The 12,775-nt window shown below is 67.4% G+C and carries 15 protein-coding genes; 3 read left to right on the top strand and 12 right to left on the bottom strand.

Features of this window, described 5'->3' with window-relative positions; translation table 11 throughout:
* Positions 1 to 31 precede the first annotated feature (31 nt).
* A complete protein-coding gene (locus LC039_RS15145) occupies positions 32 to 2,278 on the bottom strand; it encodes a transglycosylase domain-containing protein (protein ID WP_226625887.1) in 2,247 nt (748 codons plus the stop codon).
* Positions 2,279 to 2,552: 274 nt separating this feature from the next.
* Between LC039_RS15145 and LC039_RS15150 the strand changes: the two genes are divergently transcribed.
* Together LC039_RS15150 and amt are read left to right on the top strand one after the other, a co-directional pair.
* Positions 2,553 to 2,891: a P-II family nitrogen regulator gene (locus tag LC039_RS15150; protein WP_066103691.1), complete on the top strand. Its 339-nt coding sequence runs from the start codon at positions 2,553 to 2,555 to the stop codon at positions 2,889 to 2,891.
* Positions 2,892 to 2,926: 35 nt separating this feature from the next.
* A complete protein-coding gene (gene amt, locus LC039_RS15155; protein WP_226625889.1) occupies positions 2,927 to 4,264 on the top strand; it encodes an ammonium transporter in 1,338 nt (445 codons plus the stop codon).
* A 360-nt stretch (positions 4,265 to 4,624) separates the two neighbouring features.
* Here the strand turns inward: amt and LC039_RS15160 are convergent, their stop codons facing one another.
* From LC039_RS15160 to recO, 5 genes are all read right to left on the bottom strand, one after another.
* The gene (locus tag LC039_RS15160) at positions 4,625 to 5,395 is read right to left on the bottom strand and encodes a FadR/GntR family transcriptional regulator (protein WP_226625891.1); all 771 of its coding nucleotides are present in this window, start codon (positions 5,393 to 5,395) and stop codon (positions 4,625 to 4,627) included.
* Positions 5,396 to 5,492: 97 nt separating this feature from the next.
* Positions 5,493 to 5,939, bottom strand: coding sequence for a molybdenum cofactor biosynthesis protein MoaE (locus LC039_RS15165; RefSeq protein WP_226625893.1), 447 nt, complete (start codon positions 5,937 to 5,939; stop codon positions 5,493 to 5,495).
* Between the two features lie 4 nt (positions 5,940 to 5,943).
* A complete protein-coding gene (gene moaD / locus LC039_RS15170; RefSeq protein WP_226625896.1) occupies positions 5,944 to 6,189 on the bottom strand; it encodes a molybdopterin converting factor subunit 1 in 246 nt (81 codons plus the stop codon).
* Positions 6,189 to 6,854 (bottom strand): CDP-diacylglycerol--glycerol-3-phosphate 3-phosphatidyltransferase, encoded by a 666-nt coding sequence (gene pgsA, locus LC039_RS15175; RefSeq protein WP_226625898.1) that lies wholly within the window; start codon positions 6,852 to 6,854, stop codon positions 6,189 to 6,191. The genes moaD and pgsA overlap by 1 nt, the downstream gene beginning before the upstream one ends.
* A 55-nt stretch (positions 6,855 to 6,909) precedes the next feature.
* Positions 6,910 to 7,638 (bottom strand): DNA repair protein RecO, encoded by a 729-nt coding sequence (gene recO, locus LC039_RS15180; RefSeq protein ID WP_226625900.1) that lies wholly within the window; start codon positions 7,636 to 7,638, stop codon positions 6,910 to 6,912.
* A gap of 280 nt (positions 7,639 to 7,918) precedes the next feature.
* Here recO and LC039_RS15185 point away from each other — a divergent pair, with 280 nt between their 5' ends.
* Complete coding sequence (locus tag LC039_RS15185; protein WP_226625902.1) at positions 7,919 to 8,566, top strand: Pr6Pr family membrane protein; 648 nt, start codon at positions 7,919 to 7,921, stop codon at positions 8,564 to 8,566.
* On the opposite strand, the gene LC039_RS15190 is transcribed toward LC039_RS15185, so the two are convergent.
* The 6 genes from LC039_RS15190 to acpS form a co-directional block, all read right to left on the bottom strand.
* Positions 8,511 to 8,843 carry a DUF1491 family protein gene (locus LC039_RS15190; protein ID WP_226625904.1) on the bottom strand — a complete coding sequence of 111 codons (333 nt, stop codon included), beginning with the start codon at positions 8,841 to 8,843 and terminating at the stop codon, positions 8,511 to 8,513. The two genes, LC039_RS15185 and LC039_RS15190, sit on opposite strands and share 56 nt — an antisense overlap.
* Entirely contained in the window at positions 8,836 to 9,744 is a 909-nt protein-coding gene (gene era / locus LC039_RS15195; RefSeq protein WP_226625905.1) for a GTPase Era, read from the bottom strand. Before era ends, LC039_RS15190 begins: the two co-directional genes overlap by 8 nt.
* Positions 9,745 to 9,757: 13 nt before the next feature.
* A complete protein-coding gene (locus LC039_RS15200) occupies positions 9,758 to 10,684 on the bottom strand; it encodes a DMT family transporter (protein ID WP_226625907.1) in 927 nt (308 codons plus the stop codon).
* A complete protein-coding gene (rnc, locus tag LC039_RS15205; protein WP_226625908.1) occupies positions 10,677 to 11,363 on the bottom strand; it encodes a ribonuclease III in 687 nt (228 codons plus the stop codon). The genes LC039_RS15200 and rnc overlap by 8 nt, the downstream gene beginning before the upstream one ends.
* The gene (lepB, locus tag LC039_RS15210; protein ID WP_226625911.1) at positions 11,360 to 12,193 is read right to left on the bottom strand and encodes a signal peptidase I; all 834 of its coding nucleotides are present in this window, start codon (positions 12,191 to 12,193) and stop codon (positions 11,360 to 11,362) included. The genes rnc and lepB overlap by 4 nt, the downstream gene beginning before the upstream one ends.
* A gap of 141 nt (positions 12,194 to 12,334) precedes the next feature.
* A complete protein-coding gene (gene acpS, locus LC039_RS15215; RefSeq protein WP_226625913.1) occupies positions 12,335 to 12,754 on the bottom strand; it encodes a holo-ACP synthase in 420 nt (139 codons plus the stop codon).
* Between the last annotated feature and the right edge of the window lie 21 nt (positions 12,755 to 12,775).

Here is a 12,775-nt window from a genome sequence, read left to right on the forward strand (position 1 = left end):
GTTCCTTCGAAGGAACCTGCCGCCCAAAGCATCAGCCGCCGCCGAGCAGATCGCGGATGACCTGCTGGATGATGTTGTCGCGGCGCTGGCGCTCGGGCTGGCGCTGCGGTTGCGGCTGCGCCACCTGCTGCGGCGGCTCCGGCGCGATGGCAGGCAGCGGCTTGGCCTCGGTGCCGTCGGTGACGCGCAGCATGGTCTCGCGCCAGATCTCCGCCGGCAGACCGCCGCCGGTCACCCCGGTCAGCGGCGAGTTGTCATCGTTGCCCATCCAGACGCCGACCACGTAATCGGCGGTGAAGCCGATGAACCAGGCGTCGCGCGCGTCGTTCGAGGTGCCGGTCTTGCCCGCCACCTCGCGGTCGGGCAGCTTTGCCCGCCCGCCGGTGCCGCCATCCACCACGTGCTCCATCATCCAGATCAGCTGTCCCGCCGCCTCGGGCTGGATCACCCGCTCACGGATGCCGCCGCCGGTGCCCATGAGCACCTCGTCGTCCCCCTTCAGGCGCAGGTCGACGAGGCCGTAGGGCGTCACCGCAGAGCCGCCGTTGAGGATGCCGGCATAGGCGCCGGTCATTTCCAGCAGCGAAGCCTCGGAGGTGCCGAGCGCCATGGCCGGAGAGCTGTTCACTTCGGACTTGATGCCGAAGCCCGTGGCCACCTTGGCGACGAGGTCGCGCCCGACGGATTCCGAGATCTTCACCGCCGGGATGTTCAGCGAATGCGCCAGGGCATCGGTCAGCGTGACCTTGCCCTTGTAGTTCCTGGAGTAGTTCTGCGGGCACCACTCGCCGGAGCCCGGCACGTTCATGCAGAACGGCTCGTCGACCACCGTGTCATAGGGCGAATGCCCCAGCTCGAGCGCGGTGGCATAGACGAACGGCTTGAAGGCCGAACCGGTCTGGCGCTTGGCCTGGGTGGCGCGGTTGAACACGCCCGACACGCCGGTCTTGCGGCCGCCCACCATGGCCCGCACCGCGCCGTCGGACGACATGACGACGATCGCCGCCTGTGCCTTGGAGCCTTCCTTGACCTTGCTCTCGTAGACCGAGTTCATCGCGTCCTCGGCCGCCCGCTGCAGCTTGGGATCGAGCGTGGTGCGGATCACCACGTCCTCCATCGTGTCGCGGGTGAAGAACTCGGGGCCGGTCGACATCACCCAGTCTGCGAAATATCCGCCGGTCTTGCTCTGCGCCTCTTCCGAGAGGGTCGCCGGATTGGCCTGCGCCTGCTGCTCTTCGGCGGCGCTCAGGTAGCCCTGGTCCTCCATCAGCCGCAGCACCGTCGCCGCGCGGTTCTGCGAGCGCTCGAGATCACTGGTCGGCGCCAGCGTCGAGGGCGCGGTGAGCAGCCCGGCCAGCATCGCCGATTCCTGCGGGTTGAGCGTGGCGGCATGCTTGCCGAAATAGCGCTCCGCCGCGGCCTCTGCGCCATAGGCGCCGCCGCCCATGTAGGCGCGGTTGAGGTAGATCGAGAGGATCTCGTCCTTGGTGTACTTCAGCTCCATCGCCATGGCGTAGAGCGCTTCCTTGCCCTTCCGGGCCAGCGAGGACTCGCGGCAATCCGCCACGTAATCGGCTTCCGAATCCCAAACGCTCGCATCGTATTCGACACCGATGCAGAGCAGCTTCGCGGTCTGCTGGGTGATGGTCGAACCGCCATGACCGGAAAGCGGGCCGCGCCCTTCGGCAAGGTTGATGCGGATCGCGCTGGCCACGCCGCGCGGCGAGACACCGAAATGCTTGTAGAAGCGCTTGTCCTCGGTGGCGATCACCGCGTTCCTGAGGTGCTTGGACACGCTGGTCGCGGTCACCGCGCCGCCGAACTGGTCGCCGCGCCAAGCAAAGATGGCGCCGTTGCGGTCGATCAGCGTGACCGAGCCACGCGCCCGCCCGTCCAGCAATTCGGTGACCGGCGGCAGCTTGGTATAGAAATAACCCACCCCGAGGGCGAGGAGCAGCGCCACCACGGCGGTCACCCGCCAAGTGATGCGCCAGATGAGGCTCAGCACGAAAGACACGATGCTAAACACGAAGGCGACGAGAAAGTTCCGCTTCTTCGCGGTCCGGCGCGCAGGCTTGCGCGGCGCCGTGCGCCGGCCACCGTTGCCGCCGCCGGACGCGCCTCCGCCCGACGCGGGTCTGCCCTTGCCCTGACCATTGCCTGTCGGTTTGCTGCCCTTCGGCTTGCTGCCTGTCGGTTTGCGGCTGCCCTTTGCGCCGCCGTTGGGATAGCGGCGATCGGCCACCAAACGGCCCTTGCCACGCCCTGAATCACTCATGTCGCCCTGCCCGGCCTATCTGTCTTTCGCGGGAGAATAACGGGTTTGAGGTCTGATGTTGACCGGGAAACGGTCACATATTTGTCTTTTTAGATGGCTCATATTTTAATCAAATGCAGCTTTTCCGCTCATTTTGTGATCTCCTTAGGAGCGCATGCGGATGGGCACAAGGGGCTGTCCCTTCCCATGGTGAGCGGGCAGCGGCTTTCTGCCCATGCACAAACGAGGAGATGCGGGGCGCAGCTGCGCGCCGCAAGAACCGAAAGGGACCAAGGTGAAACTGATCATTGCAACGATCAAGCCGTTCAAGCTCGAGGAGGTGCGCGAGGCGCTCACCGCAATCGGCGTGCGCGGCATGATGGTCACGGAAATCAAGGGCTTCGGCTCGCAGTCCGGTCACACCGAAATCTATCGCGGCGCAGAATACGCGGTGAACTTCGTGCCGAAGATCAAGCTCGAGATCGTGGTCGCTGGCTCCATGGCTGACCAGGTTGTCGAGACGATCACCAGCACCGCACAGACCGGCAAGATCGGTGACGGCAAGATTTTCGTGCTCGACGTGCAGCAGGCCGTTCGCGTGCGCACCGGCGAGACCAACGCGGACGCGCTCTGAAGAGTCGCGGAACGACAGATAGGGACAAGAAAGACATGAAACTTCTCAAGACGCTGGCTCCGGTCGCTGCGCTGATCGCGCTGCCGAGCCTCGGCCTCGCCCAGGATGAGGGCCCCGCGGCCGGGGTGAACGCCTCGACCGACACCGTGTTCATCTTCAACTCGCTGCTGTTCCTCATCGGCGGCTTCCTCGTGTTCTGGATGGCAGCGGGCTTTGCCATGCTCGAGGCCGGCCTGGTGCGCTCCAAGAACGTCACCATGCAGCTGATGAAGAACGTTGCGCTCTTCTCCTTCGCCGCGATCTTCTACTACCTGATCGGCTACAACCTGATGTACCCGCTCGGCACCTGGTCGGTTGACGGCGTGCTCTCGGGCGTCTGGGGCACCGCGGTTCTCGAAGCCGTGGGCGTGACCGCCGACGCGGCCGACGACTATTCCTACGCCTCGACCGGTTCGGACTTCTTCTTCCAGCTGATGTTCTGCGCCACCACCGCCTCGATCGTTTCCGGCACCCTCGCCGAGCGCATCAAGCTGTGGCCCTTCATGGTCTTCATCATCGTGCTGACCGCGATCATCTACCCGCTGCAGGCCTCCTGGAAATGGGGCGGCGGCTTCCTCGACGCGGCTGGCTTCCTCGACTTCGCCGGCTCGACCGTCGTGCACTCGGTGGGTGGCTGGGCCGCTCTGGCCGGCGCGCTCCTGCTCGGACCGCGGATCGGCAAGTACAAGGACGGCCGCGTGACCCCGTTCCCCGGCTCCAACCTTGCCCTCGCCACGCTCGGCACGTTCATCCTGTGGCTCGGCTGGTTCGGCTTCAACGGCGCATCGCAGCTGGCCATGGGCACCGTGGGTGACGTTGCAGACATTTCGCGCATCTTCGCCAACACCAACGCCGCAGCGGCTGGTGGTGCTGTCGCCGCGATGATCCTGACCCAGCTTCTCTACAAGAAGCCGGACCTCACCATGGTGCTCAACGGCGCGCTGGCCGGCCTCGTGTCGATCACCGCGGAACCGCTGACCCCCTCGCTGGGCGCGGCCACCATCATCGGCGCCATCGGCGGCATCCTCGTGGTCTTCGCAGTGCCCTTCCTGGACAAGATCAAGATCGACGACGTCGTCGGCGCGATCCCGGTCCACCTGGTCTGCGGCATCTGGGGCACCATCGCCGTGGCCTTCACCAACGGTGACGCCTCCTTCGGCACCCAGATCTACGGCATCGTCGTGGTCGGCATCTTCACCTTCGTGGTCTCGATCGTGCTCTGGTTCATCCTCAAGATGATCTTCGGCATCCGGGTCTCGGAAGAAGACGAGATCAACGGTCTCGACATGGCCGAGCTGGGCATGGAAGCCTACCCCGAGTTCTCCAAGGGCTGATTTTCTCCTTCCTTTCAGCTTTTGACCAACTGGCCCGGGCGTTCGCGCCCGGGTTTTTTGTTGCCCAGCTAAAGGTAGTCGTGCCCCCCTTCCTGCGGCATCTGGACCGAAACGGACCCCGCCCCGGCGCGCCCTGGCGCCTGGGTCGGCCGGAGGGGACGGGCGGATGGGGGCTCTGCCCTCGGCCGCGCAGGCGCGGCCTCCCCCGGGATATTTTCGTCTAGACGGAGCTCAGGCGGCAACGGCACGCGGCCAGGCAGCAAGAAGGCCGGCACGCTGCGCGCGTCCGGCCTTCGTCCAGATCGAAATATCCCGTGGGGAGCCCGGAGGGCGAGGGGGCAGCGCCCCCTGCCACATCGATCACCCCCGCCCGGTCACCCGGTCGAAGCGCTGCCGCGCCACGTCCTCGTCGCGCTCGGCCTTGCGGTCGGCGACGAGCGCCGCCTCGACGTAGCCGAGGTGCGCCTGCACCGCCGCCTTGGCGCCTTCCGCGTCGCGCGCCTGCAGCGCCGCGTTGATCGCCCGGTGCTGCTCGAGCAGCGCCTCGCGGGTGGTGCGCTGCTTGAACATGATCGAGCGGTTGTAGAAGACCCCCTCGCGCAGAAGCTGGTACATCGAGCGCATCATGTGCAGCATTATGACGTTGTGGCTGGCCTCGATGATCGCCAGGTGGAAGTCGGCGTCGAGCCGCGCCTCCTCGGCCGGATTGCGCTTCATGTGCGCCGCTTCCATCTTCGCGAAGAGCGCCTCGATCACCTTCAGGTCCGAGGGCGTCCCGTGCAGCGCGGCGCGCTCGGCGGCCAGCCCCTCCATGTCGCGGCGGAAGCTGAGGTAGTCGAAGACCGCCTCGTCATGCTTGGAGAAGAGCTGGATCAGCGCGTCGGAGAAGGCCGAGCCGAGCACTTCGGTGACGAAGATGCCGGCGCCCGCGCGGGTTTCCAGAAGACCGCGGTCCTGCAGGTCGGCCACCGCCTCGCGCAGGCTCGGGCGCGACACCCCGAGTCGCTCCGACAGCTCGCGCTCGGCGGGCAGGCGCTCGCCGGGGCGCAGGATGCCGCGCAGGATCAGCTCCTCGATCTGCCGTACAACGGCATTGGAAAGTTTCTCGGACTGGACGGGGCGGAAGGGCATGAGACGGTCCTGAGAGGCGGGAATTGGTCAGATCATATGACCACGCGCACCGCGGCTCAAGCGCGACGAAAGGACAGTGGCGCTCTCCACGGAGCGCTCACCAGCGTGACAGGGCGTCCTCGTCCTCGTCCTTGGCGGCGACCCAGGAGGTTCCGGCGGCGCCGCTTTCCTTTTTCCAGAAGGGCGCGCGCGACTTGAGGTAGTCCATCAGGTACTCGGCGGCCTCGAAGGCATGGCCGCGGTGCTTCGATGCGGTGGCGACCATCATGATGCGTTCGCCCGGCCCCATGCGGCCGTAGCGGTGGATCACCAGAACCTCGCCGAGATCCCAGCGCGCCTCGGCCTCGGCGGCGATCTTTTCCAGCGCCTTCTGGGTCATGCCGGGGTAGTGCTCGATCTCCATGGTCTCCAGCGTGCCAGACACGTCGCGCACCACGCCGGTGAAGGTCACCACGGCGCCCATGTCGGTGCGGCCCGCGGCGAAGCCCTCGGCCTCGGCGCCGAAATCGAAGGGCTCTTCCTGCACGATAACCCGGATCGCCATGGGCTCAGCCCCCGGTCATCGGCGGGAAGAAGGCGACCTCGCGCACGCCGGCGAGCGGCGCGTCGAACTCCGACAGCTCCTGGTCCAGCGCCACGCGCAGGGCGGAGAGGTCGGAGAAGGCCATTGCGTAGCGCTCTTCGCGGTCGCGCAACTCCTCGATGAGATCGTTGACCGTGGCGGCCTCGGTCTCGTAGCGCTCCTTGGGCAGGCCGATGCGCTCGCGCACCCATGCAAAGTAGAGCAGGTCCATCACGTCTCGTCCTTCAGGAACGGCAGGGCCTTCACGAAGTAGTCCCAGCCGGTGATCAGCGTCAGCGTCGCGGCGATCCACAGCAGCGTCAGGCCGAGGTGGCCGGTCCAGATCATCCCGGCCTCCTGCCAGCGCAGCCCGTGCGGATCGGCGCCGCCCGCGTCGAGCGCCCGGGTCACCACCTGGTCGTCCAGCGCCTCGACGCTGAGAGCAAGATAATGCTCGAAGACCCCCTGTGAAAAGAGCGTGGCGATGGCAATCATCTGGAACGTGGTCTTCCACTTGGCCAGCTTGGTCACCTTCAGCGTGCCGGCGGTGTCGCCGAGATACTCGCGCAGCCCCGAGACGAAGACCTCGCGGAAGAGGATCATCGTCGCGGGCAGCACCAGCCAGGGCGACATCGAGGAATAGCCGACGATCACCATCAGCGCGATCACCACCATGGCCTTGTCGGCGATGGGATCGAGCATGGCGCCGATCTTGCTTTCCTGTCCCCAGAGCCGGGCAAGGTAGCCGTCGAACCAGTCGGTCACGGCGGCACTGATGAACAGCAGCAGCGCGAACCAGTCGGCAAGCGGCCGCGAGAAATACAGGAACATCACCGCCACGCCGGGGGCGGCGATCAGGCGGAGGGCGGTGAGGATATTTGGCAGGTTCCAGCGCATGCGACTTACGTAGCGCGCTTTTTCGGGAGGGGAAAGACGCCTCGACGCCCGGAGGTCAGACGGCGCCGCGGCGAAACCGCTCGACATAGGCGGCGCGGGCCTGCGGCAGAGGGCGATCACGCAGCGCGGGGGCCATGTGGCGCTCGAGAAAGTGTCCAGTCGTGCGCAGGGCGTCGAGGATCTCGCCGTCGCCGCCGGGGCCCTCGCCCTTGAGGATGTCGGGCAGGGGCAGCAGCCGGTCGGCCCACTCTCCCGCCGCCTGCCGCGAGACGGCGCGGCCGGTGCGGGGCGAGACGAAACACAGCTCCTCGTTGGTGCCCCGTACTGCGCAGGCCGAAAGATCGAGCCCGAAGCCCATCTCGTCGAGCAGCGCCATTTCCCAGCGCAGGTAGGCCAGTGGCCAGACCTCGCGCTGAGGCAGCAGGTCGAGCAACTGCTCGGTGCGGGCGTAGAGCCGCGGGTGCGGCTCGCGCTCGGGCAGCGCAAAGGCCAGCAGCGCGCAGACCGCGTTGAGTCCGGCCAGCGACAGCCGGTCCGCCAGCGCATTGGCGGCGCGCGAGCGCTGCGGCTCGGCGGTGAAGCTGCCCATGTGCCCCTCGAGCCGGGCCTTCCACGTCAGGTCAAGCTGCGCACCGGGCTGCAGCAGCGGGGCGACACGCCGCGAGGCACCGCCGCGCAGCACGCCCATGTGCCGCCCGTGATGCGGGGTGAAGACCTCGAGGATCGCCGAGCTTTCGCCGTGCCTGCGCGAGGTCAGAAGGATGCCGGTGTCGCGCCATTCCATGCGCGCACTGTCGGAGTTTGCCGGGTTGGGGGCAAGGGGTGTCCGAGGCGTGCCCGCGGCCCATTCGACGCCCTGTGGCGCTGCGTGCGCTCCCGGCATCACCCCGCTGATTGGGTGAAACGCGGCGCGTGGGGCGGCCGTGCGCGGCCTGTCATGAAAGCCTCGGGATCCTGCCTTAGGCTGGGGCGAGGGGCCTCGCCGACTTTCACCACGACGTGACGCCCCGTCGCTTGATCTCGCAATAAACTCCGCGTTGCAGTAGCATGGTCGGCCCCGGGAGATGCCATTGACCCAGACTCACCGCCTCACCGCCCTGCTCATTGCCGTGCTTGCGCTCGGCGCCTTGTGGCTGCAGGTGCACGTGGGGCTGGCGCGGCGGCCGGACCGCGAGATCTGGGAAGAGCTCTGGCGGCTGGGGCGCTACTTCACCATCCTCACGAACCTCATGGTCGGCATCACCTTTGCGGCGATCGCCGGAGGGCACCGCCCGGCAAGCTGGTGGACCACCGCCGTGACCCTGTGGATCCTCATCGTCGCCATCGTCTACCACGGGCTGCTGGCGCGGCCGCTGGAGGGCATCCGCTGGTGGTCCGACATGGGGGTGCACACCTTCGTGCCGATCGCCGTGGTGCTCTGGTGGCTGACGCTGGCACCGAAGAAGGGGCTGGTGCCGCGGCACGCGCTGTGGTGGCTGCTCTGGCCGCTGGTCTACGTCGGCTACGCGCTGATCCGCGGCGAGGTCGACGGTCGGCACCCGTATTTCTTCATCGACCCGCATGAGGTCGGCTGGGGCGGGGTTGGCCTGTGGTGCGTGGCGCTGGGGGTGAGCTTCTGGCTCGGCGGGCTGGGGATGGTGGCGCTGGGGCGGCTGCTCAGCCGTCCATCTCCTCCAGCAGATGGCGCCCCTGACGGTCCTCAAGTTCGATGACCCAGAGGTCGGGATCGAAGGCGCGCTGCTTCGAGACCCGCGCGTCGACCTCGTATTCCGGCCCCTCGGCCAGCGTGGCCCAGCGGCGCGCGCCGGTCATCAGGTCCCATTCGCGGCTGAAGGCCACGGCATTGCCGTCGAGCGTGGCGAGCTTGACGATCACCGCCCCGGCGGTGTCGTCGCCATGGGCAGTCACATAGGCGGGGATGTCCTGCAGCGACAGCCGCCGCAGGTAGGCGCCGACCCAGACATGGGTGGCGAGCCGCGGCTCAGGCATTGCCGTCCTTGAACTCGAGACCCATCTCGGAATAGCGCTCGGCCTCTTCCAGCCAGTTCTCGCGGACCTTCACCTGCAGGAAGAGGTGCACCTTGCGGCCGAGGAATTCCTCGAGCTCGGCGCGGGCGGCCTGGCTGACCGCCTTGATCGTCTCGCCCTTCTTGCCCAGAACGATGCCCTTGTGGCCGTCGCGGGTGACGTAGATGATCTGGTCGATGCGGGCCGAGCCATCCTTGCGCTCTTCCCACTGCTCGGTCTCCACCGTCAGCTGGTAGGGCAGCTCCTGGTGCAGGCGCAGGGTCAGTTTCTCGCGGGTCATCTCGGCGGCGATCATGCGCATCGGCAGGTCGGCGATCTGGTCTTCGGGGTAGAGCCAGGGGCTCTCGGGCAGTTCCGCAGCCAGCCACTTGCGCAGCGCGTCGACGCCGTGGCCGCGCTCGGCCGAGATCATGAAGGTCTCGGCGAAGGCATAGGCCTCGTTCATCTTCTGCGTCAGCGCCAGCAGGTCCTCGGCCTTCACCCGGTCGATCTTGTTGATCGCCAGCGCCACCTTGCGGCCGCGCGGCAGGTCCTGCAGCCCGTCGAGGATGCGCTTCACGCCATCGGTCATGCCGCGATGCGCCTCGATCAGCAGCACGATCACGTCGGCATCCGAAGCGCCGCCCCAGGCCGCCGCCACCATGGCGCGATCGAGCCGGCGGCGCGGCTGGAACAGGCCGGGCGTGTCGACGAAGACCAGCTGGCTCTCGCCTTCCATGGCCACGCCGCGGATACGCGTGCGCGTTGTCTGCACCTTGTGGGTGACGATCGACACCTTGGCCCCCACCATGCGGTTGGTGAGAGTCGACTTGCCCGCGTTGGGCTCGCCGATGAGGGCGATGAATCCGGCACGTGTGGTCATTGGGGCGTTCCCGTTACTGACGATCCGTGGCCCTTACAGGCTTTTGCGGCGCGGGGCCAGAGCGGCCGCTGCGGATCAGGGTATAGCATCCCGAGACGACAATCAGCAGCGCTCCTGCAAGCGTCCAGAGATCCGGGCGCTCGCCGAAGAGCAGGTAGGCGAAGACCAGCGCCACCAGCAGCCGCGAGTAGCGGAAGGGGGCGACCACCGAGACCTCGCCCGTGCGCATGGCGCGGGTGAGCGCGGTATAGGCGGTGACGCCGACGAGACCCGTGGCCAGCAGGCGCAGCAGCTCGGAGCTCTGCGGCAGGCGCGGCGGCGCGGGATCGAAAGGCAGCAGCAAGAGCCCCGCCACCGTGACCACCGCGAAACCGAGGATACCGAGCTGTTTCGCCGAGACCGCGGGCGGTGCCGCGCGGGTGTAGAGATCGCGCATGGCGAAGCCGAACATCGCCGCGATCGACAGCAGCGCGTCGAGCCGGAAGGCTTCGGGCGTGGGGCGCACGATCAGCAGCACGCCGACAAAGCCCACCGCCATGGCGGCCCAGCGGCGCGGACCGACCGTCTCGCCGAGCAGCAGCGCCGCCCCGGCGGTGACCACCAGCGGCGCCGCCTGCAGGATCGAGGAGGTGACCGACAGCGGCGTGTAGGCCAGCGACAGCGCGAAGAAGAGCCGCCCCATGATCTCGAAGACCGTGCGCAGCAGCAGGCTGGGGCGCAGCATCGCCGGGTGCAGCACGGCCTCGCCCGCGCGCAGGGTCATCAGGGTGTAGAGCGTGACGCCGGTGAGGCCGAAGATCACCGTCGCCTCGCCCGGCGGCAGGCCGGGGGCGACGGATTTGAAAAGCGCGTCCTCGACCGCGAAGAGCGTCATCGCCAGCACCATGAAACCGGCGCCGGTGGCATTCGCGCTCATCCGCGGCGCGGCGGCGTCAGCCATCCGCGGTGACTTGCGCCAGCAGCGCGGCGGCGGCTTCCTGTTCGGCCTTGCGCTTCGAGCCGGCGGTGGCGTCGGCCTTCTGGCCCGAGGCGAGCCGCACTTCGATGGTGAAGACCGGCGCGTGATCGGGGCCGGAGCGGGCGGTTTCCACGTAGGCGGGCGGGGTCATGCCGCGTGCCTGCGCCCATTCCTGCAGAGAGGTCTTGGGATCGCGCGCGTCCTGCTGCACGGTCGAGACCCGGTTGCCCCAGAGCCGCAGGATCATGTCTTGCGCCACCTCGAAGCCGCCGTCGAGATAGACCGCGGCGATCACCGCCTCCATGGCGTCGCCGAGCAGCGCCTGCTTGCGACGCCCGCCCGACATCATCTCGGAGCGGCCGAGCTTCAGCGCGGCGCCGATGTCGACCTCGCGCGCCACCTCGGCGCAGGCCTCCTTGCGGACCAGCGCGTTGAAGCGCGGCGCGAGTTGGCCCTCGCTGGCCTTGCGGTCCTCGCCCAGAAGCGCTTCGGCCATGACGAGGCCGAGCACGCGGTCGCCGAGGAACTCGAGCCGCTGGTTGTCCTCGCGGCCGGGACCGGACATCGACGAATGGGTCAGCGCGCGGCGCAGCAGCTCGGGTCGCTCGAACCGATGCCCCAGCCGCTGCTCCAGCGCTTCTATCTCGGCCGAACGCTTCATGTGATCTTGTGGAAGAACCGGTCGCCGCGCCAGGTCCAGAAGAACAGCATCGAGCGGCCAGACGAGGAGAACATGACGCGCGTCGCCTTGCCGATGATGTTCTCGAACGGCACGAAGCCGACGCCGCCCGCGGCGTTCGGCACGCGGCTGTCTGCGGAGTTGTCGCGGTTGTCACCCATCATGAAGAAATGACCCTCGGGCACGGTGTAGATCGGGGTGTTGTCCGATCCCTGCATTCCGATGTTGAGGATATCATGCTTCACGCCATTGGGCAGCGTTTCGGTCCAGCGCGATTTCTCGCAGACACCGCCGGTGCCGACCGGGCCGTTCTCGCAGCGCGGACGCAGGCCCTGCGGGCCCTGCGGCTCGGCGGTTTCGGTGAAGGTGCCATTGGCCTCGATCTCGACCGGGGTGCCGTTGATGTAGAGCAGCCCCTGCTTGACCTGGATCTGGTCGCCCGGCAGGCCGATCACCCGCTTGATGAAGTCGGTGCCGTTGACCGGGTGGCGGAAGACCACCACGTCGCCGCGCTCGGGCTCGGAGCCGAACAGCCGGGTGTTGTCGCCATCGAGGAAGCCGCAGATGTCCTTGGCGTCGACGTTGATGCCGAAGGAGTTCAGGCGGATCGACGGGCAGGAGGCATAGGAATAGCCGTAGGTCATCTTGTTGACGAAGAGGAAGTCGCCGATCAGCAGCGTATCCTTCATCGAGCCGGAGGGAATCCAGAACGGCTGGAAGAACAGCGTCCGGAAGACGCCCGCGATCACCAGCGCCCAGAATACCGTCTTGACGGTTTCCCAGATCCCGCCCGATTTCTCTTCTTTTGCCATGGAATCCCGCCCTTGTGCCTCGATGTGCCTTGGTTCCTTGGCTTCATGGGCGGGGGCGGGGAGAGTGTCAAGGCGGCGCAAAGGCCGTGCAAATCTCTTCGAAGAGATTTGCAAAACCCTTCGAAGGGTTTTGCGCGGGCGTTACCGTGTCGTGATCGCGCCGTCGGTCGGCCGGGCCTCGATCACCACGAAGGCCTGCGCCCAGGGATGGTCGTCGGTCAGCGTCACGTGAATGATCGCCTCGTGGCCGGGCGGGGTCATCGCGTCGAGCCGCTCCTTCGCCCAGCCGGTCACCTGCATCACCGGTTGGCCGGTCGGCAGGTTGGTCACCGCCATGTCCTTCCAGGCGATGCCCATGCGCAGCCCGGTGCCGAGCGCCTTGGAGCAGGCTTCCTTGGCGGCCCACCGCTTGGCGTAGGTGCCGGCCACGTCCCTGCGGCGTTCGGCCTTGCGCTGTTCGGTCTCGGTGAAGACGCGGTTGCGGAACCGGTCCCCGAAGCGGGCCAGCGTCGCCTCGATGCGCTCGATGTTCGCAAGGTCCGTGCCGATGCCGAGGATCATCCGTGGTCTCCGGGGCCGCGG

Origin of the sequence: Alloyangia pacifica (assembly GCF_020524285.1) — a bacterium.
In the GTDB taxonomy this organism is placed as follows: domain Bacteria; phylum Pseudomonadota; class Alphaproteobacteria; order Rhodobacterales; family Rhodobacteraceae; genus Salipiger; species Salipiger pacificus_B.